The organism is Pseudomonas sp. (assembly GCF_033723075.1).
Classification (GTDB): domain Bacteria; phylum Pseudomonadota; class Gammaproteobacteria; order Pseudomonadales; family Pseudomonadaceae; genus Aquipseudomonas.
Map to the genome: position 1 here is coordinate 160,839 of NZ_JAWVXU010000004.1, position 19,313 is coordinate 180,151.

Below are 19,313 nucleotides of genomic sequence, written 5' to 3' on the forward strand. Positions count from 1 at the left end.
CGGCGTCTTAGCCGTTGTGTGATAAGTGAGTGCACCGCTAACCCAACCTACGAACTGAAGCGGATCGCCGCCCGGCCCACCCTACGCAACGACAGCGAGCGCGGTTTAAATATTGTCGTAGCCCAGGGAGCGCAAAGCGCGTTCGTCGTCCGACCAACCGCCTTTGACCTTGACCCAGAGGTTGAGCATGACCTTGGAGTCGAACATCACTTCCATGTCCTTGCGCGCCTCCTGGCCGATGCGTTTGATCCGCTCACCCTTGTCGCCAATGATGATTTTCTTCTGGCCGTCGCGCTCGACCAGAATCAGCGCATGGATATGCAGGATACGGCCGTCGCGCTTGAACTCTTCGATTTCCACGGTGATCTGGTACGGCAACTCGGCGCCGAGCTGGCGCATGATCTTCTCACGCACCAGCTCGGCGGCGAAGAAACGGCTGGAGCGGTCGGTGACCTGGTCTTCCGGGAAGAAGTGCTCGCCCTCGGGCAGGCGCTCGCCCACCAGTTTTTCCAGGGTATCGAGGTTATGCCCGTGCTGGGCGGAGACCGGCACGATCTCGGCGTTGGGCAACTGGGTCGCCAGCCACTCCAGATGCGGCATCAGATCGGCCTTGTCTTCGAGGCGGTCGGTCTTGTTGATCGCCAGGATCACCGGGCCCTGCACGTACTGGATGCGCTCGAGAACCAGCTGGTCCTCGTCGGTCCAGCGGGTGCGGTCGACCACGAAGATCACCACGTCGACGTCTTTCAGCGCCGACGAGGCGTTCTTGTTCATGTAGCGGTTGAGGGCTTTCTCGTTGTTCTTGTGCAGGCCGGGGGTGTCCACATAGATCGCCTGCACGGCGCCCTCGGTCTTGATCCCGAGCATGTTGTGCCGGGTGGTCTGCGGCTTGCGCGAGGTGATCGCCAGCTTCTGCCCGAGGATGTGGTTGAGCAGGGTCGACTTACCCACGTTGGGCCGGCCAACGATGGCGACATAGCCACAGCGTGTAACGGGTGTATCAGTCATGCCCATTCTCCACCCCGAGGGCAATCAAGGCAGCGGCTGCAGCGACCTGTTCGGCGATGCGACGGCTGGCACCCTGGCCCAGGGTCTTGTCATTCAGTAAGGAAATCTGGCATTCGACGACGAATGTCCGGCAATGCGGATCGCCCTGGATATCCACCACGTCATAGCGCGGCAGCTCGCAGGCACGCGATTGCAGAAATTCCTGCAAGCGGGTTTTCGGGTCCTTGTTGGTATCGACCAGGGTCAGACTTTCCAGTTCATTGGTCAGCCAGGCGACCACGCGCTCGCGCGCCGCGTCCATCCCGGCATCCAGGTAGATGGCGCCGATCAGCGCTTCGAGGGCATCGGCGAGAATCGATTCACGGCGGAAGCCGCCGCTCTTCAACTCGCCCGAGCCGAGCCGCAGGTAGTCACCCAGATCGAAGCCGCGGGCCAGGATGGCCAGGGTTTCGCCCTTGACCAGACGCGCGCGCAAACGTGACAACTGACCTTCGCGCGCCAGCGGGAAACGTTCGAACAGCGCCTCGCCGGCGACGAAGTTGAGAATGGCGTCACCGAGAAATTCCAGGCGCTCATTGTTGCGCCCGGCAAAACTGCGGTGGGTCAGCGCCAGCACCATCAGGTCCTGATCTTTGAAGGTATAGCCGAGCTGGCGCTCGAGGCGAGCTAACGAAGCACTCACGGCATGCGCACGCGATATTCTTTGTCGAACCGGACCACCAGATCGAGGTTTTCGATCAGCGGCTCGCGCTTTTCATACTTCAGATGAGCACGGAACTCGTTGTTTTCTATTTTCACTTTCAATGCTTCTTTCAGATTCAGGTCGCGAATGCTGTTGACCTCCATGCCCTTGCCGACATGGCCATAGAATGCACCGACCGTGCGGATATCCATGGTCTGGTCAGTTTCCACCGAGGTAATGATTTTTTCCATCGACATATAGTCGAGGTAGTGCGGCAGCATCTTGAATGCCGTGCTGGCGAAAAATGCCACGACCGCCAGTACCATCAACCAGCTCAGTATCGACAAGCCTTTCTGCGAACGCGCAAATGTCATGTTTGCCCCCAAGTTCGACCAATGTGAGTGCCCAGCGGGCTAAGACTATATATAGCCTGCGACGCCGTATTGAACAGCGCCGCAAAATAGGCGAAAGGTCAGTGAATCAAACCGACGCGAGAGAAATTCGGCAGATTGCGCAATTTTGGATCAGGCCAGCTCATCCAGACGGCGAAGGCTTTGCCAACGATATTCTGGTCCGGCACCATGCCCAACAAAGGCTTGGGAATGGCCGGATCGTTCCAGTAACGGCTGTCGTTGGAGTTGTCGCGGTTGTCGCCCATCATGAAGTAATGCCCTTGCGGCACTACCCACTCGCGCCCAGGCTCAGCCCGATAACGATTCATTTCCTTGCGGATCAGGTGTTCGGCCGCGCCCAGGCGCTCCTCATAGAGGGCCGCGCTACCGAGGCTGCCCGGCTCTTCGCCGAGCAACTGCTGGGCGACCGGCTGTCCATTGACGAACAGGCGCTTGTCACTGCTGTAGCGAATCTTGTCGCCCGCCAGGCCCACCACACGCTTGATGTAGTTGATGTTCGGGTCGCTCGGATAACGGAACACCATGACATCGCCACGCTGTGGGTCGTCCACCTCGATGATCTTGGTGTCCAGCACCGGCAGGCGAATGCCGTAGGCAAACTTGTTGACCAGGATGAAATCGCCCACTTCCAGGGTCGGCTTCATCGAGCCGGACGGAATCTGGAACGGCTCGACCAGAAAGGAGCGCAGCACCAGCACGATCGCCAGCACCGGGAAGAACGATTTACCGTACTCCACCAGCAATGGCTCTTTGTTCAGGCGCTCGACCACCGTCTCGTCGGGCTGGTTGACCTGCCCCTGGTAGTTGGCAATGGCCGTGCGCCGGCGCGGGGCCAGAAAGAGCAGATCGAACAACGCCAGCGCACCACAAACGGCGACGGCGATTACCAGCAACAGCGGGAAATTTAGCGACATAGGATCTAACTATCCAACCTGAGCACAGCAAGGAAGGCTTCTTGTGGAATTTCCACGTTGCCGACCTGCTTCATCCTTTTCTTACCGGCCTTCTGCTTTTCCAACAGCTTGCGCTTACGGCTCACATCGCCACCGTAACACTTGGCCAGCACGTTCTTTCTGAGCGCCTTGACAGTGGTCCGCGCGACAATCTGCCCACCAATGGCGGCCTGGATTGCCACATCGAACATCTGCCGCGGAATCAGTTCCTTCATCTTCTCGGTCAACGCACGCCCTTTGTAGTTGGCGTTGTCACGGTGCACGATCAGCGCCAGGGCGTCGACTTTCTCACCGTTGATCAATACGTCCAGCTTGACCAGATTGGCCGACTGATAACGATCGAAGTGATAGTCCAGCGAAGCATAACCACGGCTGGTCGATTTCAGGCGATCGAAAAAGTCCAGGACCACTTCGTTCATCGGCAGGTCATAGGTCACTTGCACCTGCGAGCCGAGGAACAGCATATCGTGCTGAACGCCACGCTTCTCGATGCACAGGGTGATGACGTTGCCCAGGTGCTCCTGGGGCACCAGAATATTGGCCCGCACGATCGGCTCGCGCGTATCTTCGATGGTCGACAGGTCGGGCAGTTTGGACGGGTTATCGACGTAAACCGTTTCACCGGTCTTGAGCAGCAACTCGAAAATAACCGTCGGCGCGGTGGTGATCAGATCCAGGTCGTACTCGCGCTCCAGGCGCTCCTGGATGATCTCCATGTGCAGCATGCCGAGGAAGCCGCAACGGAAACCGAAGCCCAGGGCATCGGAGCTTTCGGGGGTGTACTGCAAGGATGAGTCGTTCAGCGTGAGCTTTTGCAGGGCTTCGCGGAAATCCTCGAAGTCGTCGGAACTGACCGGAAACAGGCCGGCATAGACCTGTGGCTGGATGCGCTTGAAGCCTGGCAGCATGTCGACGTCGGGGGTCGAGCTCAGGGTCAGGGTATCGCCCACCGGCGCACCGTGAATGTCCTTGATGCCGGCAATGATGAAGCCCACTTCGCCGGCCTTGAGGTCGACCGTGGCGGAGTGCTTGGGATTGAAGACACCGACGCTGTCGACCAGGTGAATCTTGCCGGTGGATTTCACCAGCACCTTGTCACCCTTCTTGATCCGCCCGTGGCGCACGCGCACCAGGGAAACCACCCCCAGGTAGTTGTCGAACCAGGAGTCGATGATCAACGCCTGCAAGGGCGCCTCGATATCGCCGGTCGGCGCGGGAATGGTGTGCACCAGGCGCTCGAGCACTTCGTCGACACCCAGGCCGGTCTTGGCGCTGCAGGTCACGGCATCGGTGGCATCGATGCCGATGATTTTCTCGATTTCTTCCTTGACCCGATCCGGGTCGGCCTGCGGCAGGTCGATCTTGTTCAGCACCGGCATGACCTCGAGGCCTTGCTCGATGGCGGTGTAGCAGTTGGCGACCGATTGCGCCTCGACGCCCTGACCGGCATCGACCACCAGCAGCGCGCCTTCACAGGCCGCCAGGGAACGGCTGACTTCATAGGTGAAATCGACGTGACCGGGGGTGTCGATGAAGTTCAACTGGTAAGTCTTGCCGTCGCGCGCCTTGTAATACAGGGTCACGCTATGCGCCTTGATGGTGATCCCGCGCTCACGCTCAAGGTCCATGGAATCCAGAACCTGGGCTTCCATTTCACGATCGGCCAGGCCACCACACATCTGGATAAAACGATCGGCCAGGGTGGACTTGCCGTGATCGATGTGGGCGATGATGGAGAAATTGCGGATATGACTCAGGTCACTCACAGGACAACACTCGAAAAGGTCGCAGGCGACAGCCCGCCGAAAATAGCCGTGAAGTGTACCCGATTGGCGCCGCAGCCGTCACGCCCAGGCGCCAATCGGCGGATATGAAGAAGGGCGACCGAAATCGCCCTTCTTCAGCCTTGCCCGTCGCGTTCCAGTTCTTGATCTGGCCGGCGACGCCGTATCTGCGACAGGCAGTCAGCCGGCAACCCGTGCCGACATCACTCCGCCAACTTGAAGGTGATGAAACTGGCGCGCCCCTGACGCAGTACGCGCATGGAGACAGAGCGGTTCTTCGGTAATTCCTCGGCCACCTGGGTAAAGGTTTTCGCCGAGTCGATGGCCTGATTATTCAAATGAGTAATCACATCGCCCGGACGCAAGCCGATCAGTGCCGCAGGACCGTCGAGCACTTCGGTGATGACCACCCCGCCTTTCAGGTCGAGACTTTTCTTCTGCTCGACCGTCAATTCGACCACCTTGACCCCAAGGCGATTGCTGCTGCGCTCCACCCCCGGCCCAGCCGCGCCGGCCAAGCTTTCACCGTCTTCCGGCAAGGCACCTATGGTCAACTTGAGCGTCTTGCGCGAACCATCACGCACCACATCCAGCTCGGCCTTGCTGCCCGGTTTCAGGCGACCAACCAGGTGCGGCAGGTCTCCCGACATGACGATAGGCGCGCCATTGATGTTGAGAATCACATCGCCAACCAGCAAGCCACCCTTGGCCGCCGGCCCACCCTCCAGAACCTGAGCGACCAGCGCACCCGCCGGCTTATCCAGCCCGAATGACTCGGCCAGATCCTTGTTGACTTCCTGAATCACCACGCCCAACCAGCCGCGACTGACCTTGCCGTCGGCCTTCAACTGATCGGCCACATCCAGGGCGACGCTCATCGGAATAGCGAAGGACAAACCCATGAAACCACCGGAGCGGGTGAATATCTGCGAGTTGATACCTACCACCTCACCCGCCAGGTTGAACAGCGGGCCGCCGGAGTTACCCGGATTGATCGCCACATCGGTCTGAATGAACGGCACATAGCTTTCGTTCGGCAGACTGCGCCCCTTGGCGCTGACGATACCGGCGGTCACCGAATGGTCGAAACCGAAGGGCGAGCCGATGGCCAATACCCACTCGCCGACTTTCAGATCCTCGGACTTGCCCAGCTTGACCATCGGCAGATTCTCGCCTTCGACCTTGAGCAGGGCCACGTCGCTACGCGGATCGGCACCAATCAGCTTGGCCTCCAGCTCACTGCGATCGGCCAGGCGCACGATGATCTCATCGGCACCGGCGACCACGTGATTGTTGGTCAGCACATAACCATCGGCAGAAATGATGAAGCCGGAGCCCAGCGATTGCGCCTCACGCTGTCGGCCGCCGTTTGGTGCACGCGGCACTTGCGGAATATTGCGTTCGAAGAATTCGCGAAAGATCGGTGGCAGGCCTTCAAGATCGGGAATGGCCAATTCGCCAGCCCCCGCCGCACGCGCCGGTATCTTCTGCCGGGTACTGATGTTGACCACCGCTGGCGCGGCCTCTTCGACCAACTCGGTAAAGTCCGGCAACTGTGCCTGGGCAACCACCGCCTGCCCCAATAGCAGCAAAGCGACCAAGGAATAGAAAGACGATTTCAGGCTAGGCATCGATATGAAACTCCCCATCGAAAACGAGCAAAACGCTCAAAACACTGAGGCAGAGCCGGCGAGCAAGGCGCGCATGACCACCGGTTGCAAGGTCGGATCATCGGCCGTGCGACTGCTGTGCCAGCGCACCGCCGCCCAGGCCACGAACAAGCCGACAAAGGCAGACAGGATCACCCAGGGCTCACTCAAGGCCAGTTGCTCGGCCAGTAATGCGGCGCTGAACAACCCGATCAGAGGCAGCAGGTAGACCAGTAACGAACCGCGCACCAGCAATTCCTCGCGCACACCAATCACCACAGTATCACCCACACTCAACTGCAGATCACAGAGTGCCCGGACATAGCCCCGACGACCACTGGCACCCAACTTGTCGAGCACGCCATGACCGCAACCTGCACTCACCGTGCAGCTGGAACAGGTGCTTTTACGCAAGGTCTCGACCCAGACGGCGCCCGATTCAATGGCCACGACCCGCCCCTGCTCTTCGATCATTGTATGGCCTGCCCCTCTAGGGCACGCATCGACAAGGCGATGCGCTCTGCCGTACCCAGCGGAATTTCACCGACCACAGTCACCATCACATCGCCGTCATCGGTCACCAGACGCCGCGAAACCGCGGCAGTCGGGCCAAGCTGACTCCGCGCATCCTCGACCATGACGCCACGCAAGGGCTCAAGGAACACCGAAAAACGGGCCAAGCCATCGTCGTAAACCAGGCACGCCACTTGCTCATTGGATGCCGGACTGCGACGTTCGACGACCCGACTCAAGGTAAAGCCTGGCGGCAGCCAGTCAGAACGCCAGGCTTCGACAACCTCGGCTTGCGCCTTGCTGGCGGTTACCGGCCGACAACCGTCTCCAGACTGCAATTGCTCGTCAGTAGGAACTGCACCCACATCGAGCCGGGTAAATTGAAAGCGTTCGAGCAACTGCCCCTTGTCATTCAGCAGCAGGGACTTCAACGGCAGAGCGCTTTCCTGATCCAGATGCAACTCAACGCCGTAACGATGCTGATCGCGCGGCGACAGCGCCAGCACCACAGCCGCCCGCCCCGCCACACGCGACTTGCCGATAACACGCAGGTCATACGATTCAAGCAACCGCTGGGCATTCAGGTCTCGTGCCGACCACGCCTCAAGATCGCCAATCTGGTCAGCCAAGTTACCGCTGACGCATTTTGTCCGGCCATCGACTCGCAGCACTTCCTGCTCCGGCCCATCCAACTGCAATAGCCGCTCACGCACCCCACCCGCTTCATCCACCCGATGCCAGATACGGTGGGTAGAAAAGCTGCCGTTGCGCTCATAGACGAATGTGCCTTGAAAGCTTTGACTTTGCCCAGCATCGGCCAAACGTTCAAGCCAGTCTTGCGCCTCGGCAGCGACAGCAGGCAATGCGAGCCAACTACCGAACAACAGAGAGATGACGGAAATAAAGCGCATGCGCCTCCTTAGCGGCTTTCCAGACTTGCAGCACGCGCATAAGGCAGCGCGCTTTCATTGGCATTCATGGCCGCTTGCTGAGCATGCTGGCGCAGATAAGCTGGCAGACGCTGATCATGCCAGCCGGATGTAGTCTCACCAGCAGCTCCAGCCGCAGCTGGCTGCTCACCTGCAGTACTGAAGCCTGCCAGCATGGCGGGGCCCTGCACTTGCGGAGCGATCGATGCGGGCTGAGTGGCTTGCTGCGCCAATTGCGTAGCTGCTACCTCATCCTGATTGTACAAGCGCACTCCGGCCAGAACGGCAACCGTAACAGAAGCAGCCACGGCGAAGCGACCAAGCGAACGCCACGGACCGCGAACGACCTTGCTCTGCACCGGCAACGCTTCGCTGGCCAACGCCGCAGACACGGCTGCAGCAATATCCAGACGCGGCTCCAGCAGTTCCTTGTGCATCACCGCACGAGCAATCTGATAGCGCGACCAGGTTGCACGCAACTCGGCGTCGTCGCTCGCACTGAGCACACGCCGCAGTTCCATTTCGTCCGCTTCATTATCCATAACTGCGGACAGCGATTCCTGCAGGACTTCACGACTCATGGCGGTTCCTCTCTTGGCTAGCGCCGCTGTCTTAATCAACTTTCCTGCAACAGGGGTTGCAAGCATTTATCTACGGCCTCACGAGCTCGAAAAATTCGCGAACGCACGGTACCGACTGGACACTGCATGACGTTTGCAATGTCCTCGTAACTCAGACCATCAAATTCACGCAAGGTTAGCGCCATACGCAAATCTTCTGGCAATTGCTGGATGGCCCGATGCACGGTGGCTTCGATTTCATCCCGCAACAGCAGTCGTTCCGGGGACTCAATGTCCTTGAGGGCGTGATCGCCATCATAGAACTCCGCATCCTCGGCACTTACATCACTCTCAGGCGGCCGCCGACCACGCGACACCAGATGATTCTTCGCCGTATTGATGGCAATGCGATACAGCCACGTATAGAACGCACTGTCACCGCGAAAATTCCCCAACGCTCGATACGCCTTGACGAAGGCTTCCTGCGCCACGTCTTGCGCTTCATGGGTGTCGTGCACAAACCGCACGATCAACCCGAGAATCTTGTGCTGATACTTCAGCACCAACAAATCGAATGCTCGCTTATCACCACGCTGTACGCGCTCGACCAGCTGCTGATCTTCTTCCTGAGCTAGCATCAACACTCCTCATTGAGTCCGAAGGAGTGCAGCGTCAGCCAATCAACCGGCTTGCCAAAATAGACTCGGACGTTGCGCAAAAGTTCTCCCCTTCAAACAAGCTTCCTGCAAAACGCTATATGTCTTGCACGGAGTGACGCAGCAGTGACCTGAAGCCCCTGCTGCGCAAATAGTCTTAGATCACCCATCTGCCAACAATTGAAAAGCCGATGAAAGCCCTCAACCTATCCGACAAACAAGCAGTGTCCCTCTGAGGGCGACCTCTTATTGAACCTTGGCGACTAAGAAAGTTCCCCAGCACCACGGTAGGTCATAAGCCGGCTATTGTGCCGCTCGCCCCCTCTATATACTAGGGGCCGCTTACCTGCAGGATCACGACATGAGCCAACACTACCAACACGACGTTCTGGTCATCGGCAGCGGGGCCGCCGGTTTGACGCTGGCGCTGACCCTGCCCGAGCACCTGCGCATTGCCGTGCTGAGCAAGGGCAACCTGGCCAATGGCTCGACTTACTGGGCCCAAGGCGGCGTGGCAGCGGTGCTGGACGACATGGATACCGTCGAATCGCATGTCGAGGACACCCTCAATGCAGGTGCCGGCCTGTGTCGCGAAGAAGCGGTGCGGTTCACCGTGGAGCATAGCCGAGAAGCGATTCAATGGCTGATCGACCAGGGCGTGCCCTTCACCCGCGACGATCAGACCGCCCACGAAGATGGCGGCTTCGAGTTTCACCTGACCCGCGAAGGCGGTCACAGCCACCGACGCATCATCCATGCTGCCGATGCCACCGGTGCGGCGATTTTTACGACCCTGCTCGAGCAAGCCAGGCAGCGGGCCAATGTCGAGCTGCTGGAACAGCGTGTTGCGGTTGATCTGATCACCGAGCGCAAACTCGGCCTCGATGGCCAGCGCTGCCTGGGCGCCTATGTACTGAACAGGACCAGCGGTGAAGTCGACACTTTCAGTGCGCGCTTCGTCATCCTCGCCACCGGCGGCGCGGCCAAGGTGTATCTGTACACCAGCAACCCGGACGGCGCCTGCGGCGACGGCATCGCCATGGCCTGGCGCGCCGGCTGCCGGGTCGGCAACCTGGAGTTCAACCAGTTCCACCCGACCTGCCTGTACCACCCGAAGGCCAAAAGCTTTCTGGTCACCGAAGCCCTGCGCGGCGAAGGCGCGCTGCTCAAACTGCCGGGCGGCGAACGCTTCATGCAGCGCTTCGATGCACGCGCCGAACTGGCCCCGCGCGATATCGTGGCCCGCGCCATCGACCACGAAATGAAGCGCCTCGGCGCTGACTGCGTGTACCTGGACATCAGCCACAAACCGGCCGACTTCATCAAGACACACTTCCCCACCGTGTATGAACGCTGCCTCGACTTCGGCATCGACATCACTCGCGAGCCGATCCCGGTAGTCCCAGCCGCGCATTACACCTGTGGCGGCGTAGTGGTCGAGCAGAACGGCGCTACCGACGTTCCCGGCCTCTATGCCATCGGCGAGACCAGTTTCACCGGCCTGCACGGGGCCAATCGCATGGCCAGCAACTCGCTGCTGGAGTGTTTCGTCTACGCCCGCGCGGCAGCGGCCGACATCATCCAGAAGCTCGGTGACGTGAGTGCGCCGAGCAACCTGCCGACCTGGGACGCCAGCCAGGTGACCGACTCGGATGAAGATGTAATCATCGCGCACAACTGGGATGAGCTGCGGCGCTTCATGTGGGACTACGTCGGCATCGTGCGCACCAACAAGCGCCTGCAACGCGCCGAACACCGGGTGCGCCTGCTCCTCGACGAGATCGACGAGTTCTATAGCAATTACAAGGTCAGCCGCGACCTGATCGAACTGAGGAACCTGGCCCAGGTGGCCGAACTGATGATCCGCTCGGCGATGGAGCGCAAGGAATCTCGCGGCCTGCATTACACCCTGGACTACCCGCAGCAGCTGCCCGAGGCCAAAGACACTATTCTGCAGCCACCCACCTACGGCGACTGAATTTCAGGCGCACGCGCAAGCGCCTGTGCATATCCCGCGGCAGGGCATCATGCGGGATGCACAGGCCGCGCACCCGGCGCTCACCCGCCAGGCGAAAGCGCAGTACCACAACCAGCGGCAACGCCAGGCTGTCGGGGCGCAACTGGATGACCTGCCAGCCGCCTGACGCACTCCACAACTGCCAGCCATCGGCCGTGCAGCGCAACCCGCCGAACGCCTGGGGCGCACTCAACAGGATATGCCGCGGCAATACCCAGACGGCATGCCCCAGGCACAGTAAGACGCCCAACGACAGCGCCCACAGCGGAATCTCGACCAGCGACAAGCTGAGCAGCGCTAGCGCCTGAACCAACCCGTAGAGCAGCAGCAAGCGCCGCGACGGCTGCCAGCGGCACTCGAAACTGTCACTTGGGCTGGACACGGTCCAGGATCATGCGAACCATGCGCTGCAGATCGGCATCTTCGGATTCGGCACGCTGCATGAACCAGCCGAACATATCCTGATCCTCACACTCGAGCAGCTTGCGGTAACACTCGCGGTCTTCAGCATCGAGGGTCGGATAGACCTCCTTGACGAATGGCACCAGCAGTACATCCAGTTCCAGCATGCCGCGGCGGCTGTGCCAGTAAAGGCGATTGAGTTCTGTCGAATCGACCATGGAGCGGTTCCTTGATAGAGCCTGGCGGGAGAAAGCGCCGCAGTATAACAGTCGGCCGCAAGACGGGTGGCCGCCCCCAGCAAGCCAATCCAGGGAGGTTCGCCTTCAAGCTTTTTCCTGGCTTTTGCACAAAGCCTGTAGCTTGAGGCTTGTGGCTGCTTTTATGATGACGCCCCTCACTTTCATCCAGCGATTGTTTATCCCTATGGCCGATTCCGCGTTTTTCTCCACCCTCAGCCACGAAGGCGTCCTCGCCGTTCGTGGTTCTGATGCGAGCAAATTCCTCCAGGGCCAACTGACCTGCAACCTCAATTACCTGAGCGATGTCAGCTCCAGCCTCGGAGCCCGCTGCACCCCCAAAGGCCGCATGCTGTCGAGCTTCCGCATTGTCAGCGTGGCCGACGGCTTCCTGCTGGCAATGGCCAGTGAACTGGTCGAGCCGCAACTGCTCGACCTGCAGAAGTACGCGGCATTCAGCAAGTCCAAGCTGATCGACGAAAGCGCCGACTGGGTGCGTTTTGGCCTGCATGACGGCGATGCCGCTCTGGCCAGCCTGGGCCTCGACCTGCCACGCCACGCCGACAGCGTGGCGCGAGCCAACGACCTGCTGGCGCTGCGTCTGAGCGACGGCCGCGCCGAACTCTGGGCACCGGCCAGCCAGGCCGAGAGCCTGCACACCCAATTGGCCGCACAGCTGGCGCACACCTCTCTCAATCAATGGCTACTGGCCCAGGTGCGCGCCGGTATCGGTCAGGTACTGGGCCCAACCCGCGAACTGTTCATCCCGCAAATGCTCAACCTGCAGGCATTGGGCGGTGTCAGCTTCAAGAAGGGCTGCTACACCGGCCAGGAAATCGTTGCGCGCATGCAGTACCTCGGCAAACTCAAGCGCCGCCTGTATCGCCTGGCGGTAGACGGCGAGCAACTGCCCGCACCGGCCACCGAACTGTTTTCCCCCGAGCGCAACAGCAGCGTCGGCGAAGTGGTGCTGGCCGCGCAGAGCGACAACGGCTTCGAGCTGCTGGCGGTATTGCTGGAAGACGCGGTCAGTGACGGACGCATTCACCTCGGCACCCCACAAGGCCTGCCACTCAGACTGCTGGATCTGCCCTACACCCTGGACAGCACCCGCGAAATCCAGCGTTAACCCCCTGCATCTGCAGCCGATTACCGAAGAGACCTGCCCATGAGCAAGCTTGCCGAGAAAGTCCAACAGGAACTGATCAAGGCCATCGACAACGATGACCTGGTACTGCCGACCCTGCCGGAAGTCGCCCTGAAAGTCCGTGAAGCGGCGGAAGACCCGGATATCGGCATTCCGCAGATCAGCAAGGTAATCGGCAACGATGCGGCGCTGACCGCCCGCATCATCAAGGTGGTGAACAGCCCACTGCTGCGCACCAACAAGGAAATCACCGACCTGCAGATGGCCGTCAGCCGCCTGGGCATCAACTACACCTGCAACCTGGCCACCGGCCTGGCGATGGAGCAGATGTTCCAGGCCACTTCGGACGTGGTCGACCGCAAGATGCGCGAAGTCTGGAACAAGAGCACGGAAATCGCCGGGATCTGTCACGTGCTGTGCAAGCACTACACCCGCTTGATGCCGGACCAGGCGACCCTCGCCGGCCTGGTGCACCAGATCGGCGTGCTGCCGATCCTCACCTACGCCGAAGACCACAACGAACTGCTGTCCGACTCGATCAGCCTCAACCACGTGATCGAGCAGATTCACCCACTAATCGGTGACAAGATCCTGCGCACCTGGGACTTCCCCGAACTGATCGCCATGGTGCCGAGCCAACACCTGGACTTCACCCGCGACAGTGCCAAGGTCGACTACGTCGACATCGTCCAGGTCGCCATCCTGCAAAGCTACCTGGGCAGCCAACACCCCTACACCCAACTGGACTGGAGCCAGATCCCGGCATTCCGCAAACTCGGCCTGGATCCGGGCCAGAACCTGAATGACGACGAAGATCTCTCCGCCGCCATGGAAGCGGCCATGGGCATGCTGCAGTAAAACGCAGATTCATGGGGCGGCTTGCGGGCCGCCTGGACGAGTGACGCCACGCCAAGGCAAGGTCACCGGCAGCTCGTCTCAGACGGGTGTGAACATCGAGCGTTCTGCTACAAACGCTCAGACAACCTCGCCGGCGAACTCGACGCGCACCAGCAACCCCTGCGGCTGGACCTGATGCAGGCTGATGCGCGCTTGATGGGCACGGCAGATCTCGCCGACGATGGCCAGACCCAGACCGGCGCCCGAACCCTGCACACCGCGCCGATAAAAACGCTCGAAGACCTTCTCGCGCTCCTCTGCGGGGATCCCCGGGCCATCGTCCTGGACCTCGAGGACGCCTGGTGCCAGCACCCGCAGGATCACGTTGCCCCCAGCCGGGGTATGCGCCAAGGCGTTATCCACCAGGTTGCACAGCAGCTCATTGAGCAGGGTCGGCTCGCCGCGCAGCCACACCCGCTGCTCGGCCTCCAACGCCAGGGCGACCCCGCGGGCATGGGCCAAAGGGGCCAAGGCCAACCCCAGCTCTCGGGCCAACTGGCTGAGATCCAGGCGTTGCGCGCCGCCTTCGGCGATCGCCCGCGCGCCGCTTTCGATGCGCGCCAGCGAGAGCAGCTGGTTGGCCAGGTGGGTCAACTTGTCGGTGTTCTGCGCGGCCTCTTCCAGAGTGCTGCGCCAAACGGCCGGCTCCTGCGCACGCAGGCCCAGCTCGACCCGCGCCTTGAGCGCCGCCAAGGGTGTGCGCAGTTCGTGGGCAGCTTCGGCGATAAATTGCGACTGACGCGCGAACAGGCCATGCAGACGCTCGTTGAACTGATTCAACGCATTCACCAGCGGGCGCAACTCGCGCGGCAGTTCGGCATCCGGCAGCGGCCGCAGATCGTCACTGGCGCGCGCGGCCACGCTGCGCCGCAGCGCCTCCAGCGGACGCAGGGTAGCGCTCACCGCCAGCCACACCAGGAGCAATGCGCTGCATGCCAGCAAGCCCATGCGCCACAGCGTGCCGACCAGCAACTCACGGATCATGCGTTCGCGCGCACCCAGGGTCTCGGCCACCCGGATCTCGGCGATGCCATTGAGCAGTGGCTCGCTGACCGGTTGCAGCAAGCTGACCACGCGCACGCCCTGGCGGCGATAGACGCCATCGTAGAAATGCGCCAGCGCCGGGTAATCGTCGGTGCGCGGGGTACCGGCAGGCGCAGCCGGCAGGTCTTCGTAACCGGACACCAGCTGCCCGCGCGGGTCAAGCACCTGGTAGTAGATGCGCCCGGCGCTGTCGTAGGCGAAGGTATCCAGGGCGACATAAGGCACATTGGCCTTGAGCCTGCCGTCATCGGCATACAGGCCCTGGGCAATCGCCCGCGCCGACGCCAGCAGGGTACGGTCATAGGCGGTATCGGCGGCGCGCCGGGCGCTCCAGTAGGCACTCAGACTGCTGACGAGCAGGATCAGCGCCAGCAACAGCGCCAGACGCCGCAGCAGCCGCCCGCGCAGGCTACCGATTTTAGCCATCCAGCCGCCTCCAGTACTCAGTCACCGACCGCCTCCAACAAATAACCCAGGCCACGGAAGGTGACGATGCGCGCGCCGCTACCCTCGAGCTTCTTGCGCAGGCGATGGACGTAGATCTCGATCGAATCGGCGCTGGCCTCCTCGTCCAGGCCGAACACCTGGGCCGCCAGTTGTTCCTTGCTCATCACCCGCCCCGGCCGGGCAATCATCGCCTCCAGCACCGCCTGCTCGCGGGAAGTCAGGCTGAGGCTTTCCCCCCGTGCGCTGAAGCGTCGGGTAGCCAGGTCGTAGACCAGTTCGCCACAGCGCTGCTGCTGTTCGCCGCCGAGTACGCTGCGCCGTAGCAACGCCTTGACCCGCGCCTCCAGCTCGCTCAGCTCGAAGGGTTTGGCCAGGTAGTCATCGGCGCCGAGGTTGAGCCCATGCACGCGATCCTTGACCTCGCCACGGGCCGTCAGCATCAGCACCGGCAGGGTCTTGCCGCGTGCGCGCAGACGCGCCAGCACCTGAAAGCCATCGAGGCGCGGCAAGCCGATATCGAGAATCGCCAGGGCGTACTCCTCGCTGGCCAGGGCCAGGTCGGCGGCCACCCCATCGTGCAGCACGTCCACCGTCCAGCCCGCGCCTTTGAGGGCCTGAGCCACGCTTGCCGCCAGTTGCGGATGGTCTTCGACCAGCAGAATTCGCACCGCCACCTCCCTCCGGGTTCGAGTCAACGGCCGCTATCGGCCACGCAGCCCGGGCCGCAGTTTACAGGCACGAGGCGCCCTGTGAATGGCCTTAATGCCGGCGACCAGCCGCCACGGCAAAACTTTGTGGCCTGCCATCCCTGGCGCCCACCCTGCGGGCCGTCGCAAGCGACGTCAAAAAACGCTCCAGGCGTTTTTTTGTGGCCTGCCATCCCTGGCATCCACCCTGCGGGCCGTCGCAAGCGACGTCCAAAAACCCTCCCGGCGTTTTTTGTGGCCTGCCATCCCTGGCATCCACCCTGCGGGCCGTCGCAGGCGACGTCCAAAATCGCTCCAGGCGTTTTTTTCAGCGCTGAAAGCTTGGCGAAAGCTTGACCTCATAGGATCAGTCCCAGGTGGCTCGATCCACCTACCTGAACGGTCCGTACAGTGGTGTGCGGCCGTGACAAAAACAACAATGGAGACCACCCGATGCCGATCGCATCCCGTCAGGCCCTGCTGCCTGCGAACCTGCTAAGCCTAGCCGTATCCGCGGCGCTGCTCGCGCCTGCCGCCCAGGCCGCTTTTGTCGAAGACAGCAGCGCCAACCTGGTCATGACCAATATCTACCTGAATCGTGATTTCCGCGAAGGCACTGGCCAGAACAAGCGCGAAGAATGGGGCCAGGGTTTCCTCCTCGACATCCAGTCCGGCTACACCGAAGGCACTGTCGGCTTCGGCCTCGACGCCCTGGGCATGCTCGGGGTCAAGCTCGACTCCGGCGGCGGGCGCACCGGCACCGACCTGTTGCCGGTGCAGGACGACGGCGGCACCCCGGACGAATTCAGCCGCCTGGGCCTGACCGCCAAGGTCAAGGCCTCCAACACCGAACTGCGCTACGGCTCGCACGTACCCGAACTACCGGTGGTCAAGGCCAGCGACAGCCGCCTGATGCCGCAGGTGTTCGAGGGCGGCCTGCTCACCTCCAGCGAGCTGGACGGCCTGACCTTCACCGGCGGACGCCTGGACAAGGTCATCGACCGCTCCTCGACCAACTCCGAGGATCTGCTGCTCAACAGCAAGAACAAGCGCTTCCCCGGCGGCGTGAGCGCCGATCACTTGGACCTGGCCGGCCTCGACTACCAGTTCAACAAGAACCTGAAAGGCCGCTACTTCTACGCTGAACTGGACGACATCTACCGGCAGAACTTCTTCAACCTGCTCGCCAGCTATCCAATGGGCGGCGGCACACTGGCCGCCGATCTGCGCCTGATGCTCAGCGACGACACCGGCGCGGCGAATGCCGGCGAGGTCGACAACCGCGCCCTGAACGGTGTGCTCAGCTACGCCCACAGCGGCCACAAGCTCAGCCTCGCCTACCAGAAAATGAGCGGCGACACCGGCTATGCCTATATCGACGGCAGCGACCCCTACCTGGTCAACTTCGTGCAGATCAACGACTTTGCCAACCCCGATGAGAAGTCCTGGCAGGCCCGCTACGACTACAACTTCGCGGCGCTCGGCCTGCCCGGCCTGAGCGTGCTCGCCCGCTACATCCGCGGCGACGATGCCACCGTGATCGGCAGCGACAAGAGCGGCGGCGAATGGGAACGCGACCTGGAACTCAAGTACGTGGTCCAGAGCGGCCCGGCGAAGAACCTCTACGTGCGCCTGCGCAACGCCAACTTCCGCTCCGACTTCGCCCGCGATGCAACCGAGAACCGCGTGATCGTCGGCTACACACTGCCGATTTGGTAATCCACAATAACAATCGAGAGGATTCAACCATGAAAACTGCCTTTACCCGTATCGCCCTGGCCACTGCCTGCATGGCCTTCGCCGGCCAACTGCTGGCCGCCGAACCCAAGCGCCCCGAGTGCATAGCCCCGGCCAAGCCCGGCGGCGGCTTCGACCTGACCTGCAAGCTGGCGCAAAGCGGCTTGAAAGACAGCGGCCTGCTGAAAGCACCGATGCGCGTCACCTATATGCCCGGCGGCGTCGGTGCGGTGGCCTATAACGCGGTGATCGCCCAGCGCGCCGATGATCCGGGCACCATTGTCGCCTTCTCCAGCGGCTCCCTGCTCAACCTGGCCCAGGGCAAGTTCGGTCGTTACGACGAAACCGGCGTGCGCTGGCTGGCGGCAGTGGGTACCGACTACGGCGCCATCACCGTGCGTGCCGACTCGCCCTACCAGAACCTCGACCAGCTGGTAAAAGCGCTGAAGAAAGACCCGTCGAGCATCGTCTTCGGCGCCGGCGCCACCATCGGCGGCCAGGACTGGATGCAGACCGCGCTGATCGCCCGCCTGGCCGGCATCGATCCGAAGAACCTGCGTTACGTCGCCTTCGAAGGCGGCGGCGAAACCCTCACCGCCATGCTCGGCGGCCACGTGCAGGTGACCAGCAGCGGCCTGGGTGAAGTCACCCCGCAACTGGAAGCGAAAAAGGTGCGCATCCTCGCGGTACTCTCCGATGAGCGGCTGCCGGGCAATCTCGCCGACATCCCGACCGCCAAGGAGCAGGGCTACGACATCAGCTGGCCGGTGATCCGCGGCTTCTATGTCGGCCCCGAGGTCAGCGACGAGCAGTACGACTGGTGGAAACAGCAGTTCGACACCATGCTCGCCAGCGAAGACTTCGCCAAGTTGCGTGAACAACGCGACCTGCTGCCGCTGTCGGTGACTGGCGACGAGCTGCAAGCCCTGGTCTTCAAGCAGGTCGAAGAATACAAGGTGCTGGCCGATGCCTTCGGCCTGATGCAGGAGTAAAACGCCACCGGCGCTTTGTGTAGGAGCCGGGGGGACGCTTAGCCCCCTGACTCCTACGTATGCACTTTGGCCTGCTTGAGCAAACCGGCACTCTTCGTGTCCCGAGGTAATCCTTTATGTACGTTCGCCTGTTCGCCGCGATCTGGCTGCTTTTCTGCGCCGGACTCGCCGTCCTTGCCTGGGGCTTCCAGGCGCCCTTCGCCTACGACCCGGTCGGCCCTCGCGCCTACCCCCTGCTGCTGCTGGCCTTGATGGCCGCGGGCTCGTTGTGGCTGCTGGTCAAGCCCGGCCTGCTCGAGCAGAAACTGGACATCTCCAGCGCCTTGCGCTCGCTGCTGTGCATGCTGACGCTGCTGGCTTACGCCCTGCTGTTCGAATCCCTGGGATTCATCATCAGCACCGCCCTGGGCACCTTCGCCCTCGGCCTGTTGTTCACCGGCCGCCTGCTGCCTTGCGCCATCAGCGGCGTGCTGATGGGCGTGCTGCTCTATGGCCTATTCGATTACCTGCTGGACGTGCCGCTGCCGCTGGGCCTGTTCGAAGCCTTTGTGGAGAACTGAA

General features: G+C 61.7%; 20 protein-coding genes. 6 read left to right on the forward strand and 14 right to left on the reverse strand.

What is annotated here, in order from left to right; all coding sequences use genetic code 11:
- Window positions 1-105 precede the first annotated feature (105 nt).
- The 10 genes from era to rpoE form a co-directional block, all read right to left on the reverse strand.
- The gene (gene era, locus R3355_RS06710) at window positions 106-1,008 is read right to left on the reverse strand and encodes a GTPase Era (RefSeq protein WP_318951384.1); all 903 of its coding nucleotides are present in this window, start codon (window positions 1,006-1,008) and stop codon (window positions 106-108) included.
- Window positions 1,001-1,690: a ribonuclease III gene (gene rnc, locus R3355_RS06715; RefSeq protein ID WP_318951385.1), complete on the reverse strand. Its 690-nt coding sequence runs from the start codon at window positions 1,688-1,690 to the stop codon at window positions 1,001-1,003. Before rnc ends, era begins: the two co-directional genes overlap by 8 nt.
- Window positions 1,687-2,064: a DUF4845 domain-containing protein gene (locus R3355_RS06720; protein ID WP_318951386.1), complete on the reverse strand. Its 378-nt coding sequence runs from the start codon at window positions 2,062-2,064 to the stop codon at window positions 1,687-1,689. Before R3355_RS06720 ends, rnc begins: the two co-directional genes overlap by 4 nt.
- Window positions 2,065-2,162: 98 nt before the next feature.
- On the reverse strand, window positions 2,163-3,017 hold the full coding sequence (gene lepB, locus R3355_RS06725; protein ID WP_318951387.1) for a signal peptidase I: 855 nt from the start codon (window positions 3,015-3,017) through the stop codon (window positions 2,163-2,165).
- Between the two features lie 5 nt (window positions 3,018-3,022).
- On the reverse strand, window positions 3,023-4,822 hold the full coding sequence (gene lepA, locus R3355_RS06730) for a translation elongation factor 4 (protein WP_318960581.1): 1,800 nt from the start codon (window positions 4,820-4,822) through the stop codon (window positions 3,023-3,025).
- Window positions 4,823-5,043: 221 nt separating this feature from the next.
- Complete coding sequence (locus R3355_RS06735) at window positions 5,044-6,471, reverse strand: DegQ family serine endoprotease (protein WP_318960582.1); 1,428 nt, start codon at window positions 6,469-6,471, stop codon at window positions 5,044-5,046.
- Window positions 6,472-6,507: 36 nt separating this feature from the next.
- A complete protein-coding gene (locus R3355_RS06740) occupies window positions 6,508-6,963 on the reverse strand; it encodes a SoxR reducing system RseC family protein (RefSeq protein WP_318960583.1) in 456 nt (151 codons plus the stop codon).
- Window positions 6,960-7,913, reverse strand: a complete 954-nt coding sequence (locus R3355_RS06745; protein WP_318960584.1) for a MucB/RseB C-terminal domain-containing protein — start codon at window positions 7,911-7,913, stop codon at window positions 6,960-6,962. The genes R3355_RS06740 and R3355_RS06745 overlap by 4 nt, the downstream gene beginning before the upstream one ends.
- A gap of 8 nt (window positions 7,914-7,921) precedes the next feature.
- Entirely contained in the window at window positions 7,922-8,512 is a 591-nt protein-coding gene (locus R3355_RS06750; protein ID WP_318946660.1) for a sigma-E factor negative regulatory protein, read from the reverse strand.
- A 35-nt stretch (window positions 8,513-8,547) separates the two neighbouring features.
- The gene (gene rpoE, locus R3355_RS06755) at window positions 8,548-9,129 is read right to left on the reverse strand and encodes an RNA polymerase sigma factor RpoE (RefSeq protein WP_318946618.1); all 582 of its coding nucleotides are present in this window, start codon (window positions 9,127-9,129) and stop codon (window positions 8,548-8,550) included.
- Window positions 9,130-9,508: 379 nt separating this feature from the next.
- On the opposite strand from rpoE, the gene nadB reads away from it, so the two are divergent.
- Complete coding sequence (gene nadB / locus R3355_RS06760; RefSeq protein WP_318946619.1) at window positions 9,509-11,125, forward strand: L-aspartate oxidase; 1,617 nt, start codon at window positions 9,509-9,511, stop codon at window positions 11,123-11,125.
- Here nadB and R3355_RS06765 read toward each other — a convergent pair.
- Window positions 11,094-11,546, reverse strand: a complete 453-nt coding sequence (locus R3355_RS06765) for a protein YgfX (protein WP_318960585.1) — start codon at window positions 11,544-11,546, stop codon at window positions 11,094-11,096. The genes nadB and R3355_RS06765 overlap by 32 nt on opposite strands.
- On the reverse strand, window positions 11,530-11,784 hold the full coding sequence (locus tag R3355_RS06770) for a succinate dehydrogenase assembly factor 2 (RefSeq protein WP_318946621.1): 255 nt from the start codon (window positions 11,782-11,784) through the stop codon (window positions 11,530-11,532). Before R3355_RS06770 ends, R3355_RS06765 begins: the two co-directional genes overlap by 17 nt.
- A gap of 205 nt (window positions 11,785-11,989) precedes the next feature.
- On the opposite strand from R3355_RS06770, the gene R3355_RS06775 reads away from it, so the two are divergent.
- Both R3355_RS06775 and R3355_RS06780 read left to right on the forward strand, forming a co-directional pair.
- Window positions 11,990-12,931: a folate-binding protein YgfZ gene (locus R3355_RS06775; protein ID WP_318960586.1), complete on the forward strand. Its 942-nt coding sequence runs from the start codon at window positions 11,990-11,992 to the stop codon at window positions 12,929-12,931.
- Between the two features lie 39 nt (window positions 12,932-12,970).
- Window positions 12,971-13,807: an HDOD domain-containing protein gene (locus R3355_RS06780; protein WP_318946623.1), complete on the forward strand. Its 837-nt coding sequence runs from the start codon at window positions 12,971-12,973 to the stop codon at window positions 13,805-13,807.
- A 117-nt stretch (window positions 13,808-13,924) separates the two neighbouring features.
- On the opposite strand, the gene R3355_RS06785 is transcribed toward R3355_RS06780, so the two are convergent.
- Window positions 13,925-15,316 (reverse strand): sensor histidine kinase, encoded by a 1,392-nt coding sequence (locus tag R3355_RS06785; protein ID WP_318960587.1) that lies wholly within the window; start codon window positions 15,314-15,316, stop codon window positions 13,925-13,927.
- 17 nt (window positions 15,317-15,333) lie between these two features.
- On the reverse strand, window positions 15,334-16,005 hold the full coding sequence (locus R3355_RS06790; protein ID WP_318960588.1) for a response regulator: 672 nt from the start codon (window positions 16,003-16,005) through the stop codon (window positions 15,334-15,336).
- A 471-nt stretch (window positions 16,006-16,476) separates the two neighbouring features.
- On the opposite strand from R3355_RS06790, the gene R3355_RS06795 reads away from it, so the two are divergent.
- The 3 genes from R3355_RS06795 (at window position 16,477) to R3355_RS06805 (ending at window position 19,312) form a co-directional block, all read left to right on the forward strand.
- Window positions 16,477-17,742 carry an OprD family porin gene (locus tag R3355_RS06795; protein ID WP_318960589.1) on the forward strand — a complete coding sequence of 422 codons (1,266 nt, stop codon included), beginning with the start codon at window positions 16,477-16,479 and terminating at the stop codon, window positions 17,740-17,742.
- Between the two features lie 29 nt (window positions 17,743-17,771).
- Window positions 17,772-18,752, forward strand: a complete 981-nt coding sequence (locus tag R3355_RS06800) for a tripartite tricarboxylate transporter substrate binding protein (RefSeq protein WP_318960590.1) — start codon at window positions 17,772-17,774, stop codon at window positions 18,750-18,752.
- A 116-nt stretch (window positions 18,753-18,868) separates the two neighbouring features.
- Window positions 18,869-19,312, forward strand: coding sequence for a tripartite tricarboxylate transporter TctB family protein (locus R3355_RS06805; protein WP_318960591.1), 444 nt, complete (start codon window positions 18,869-18,871; stop codon window positions 19,310-19,312).
- Window position 19,313: the final 1 nt, after the last annotated feature.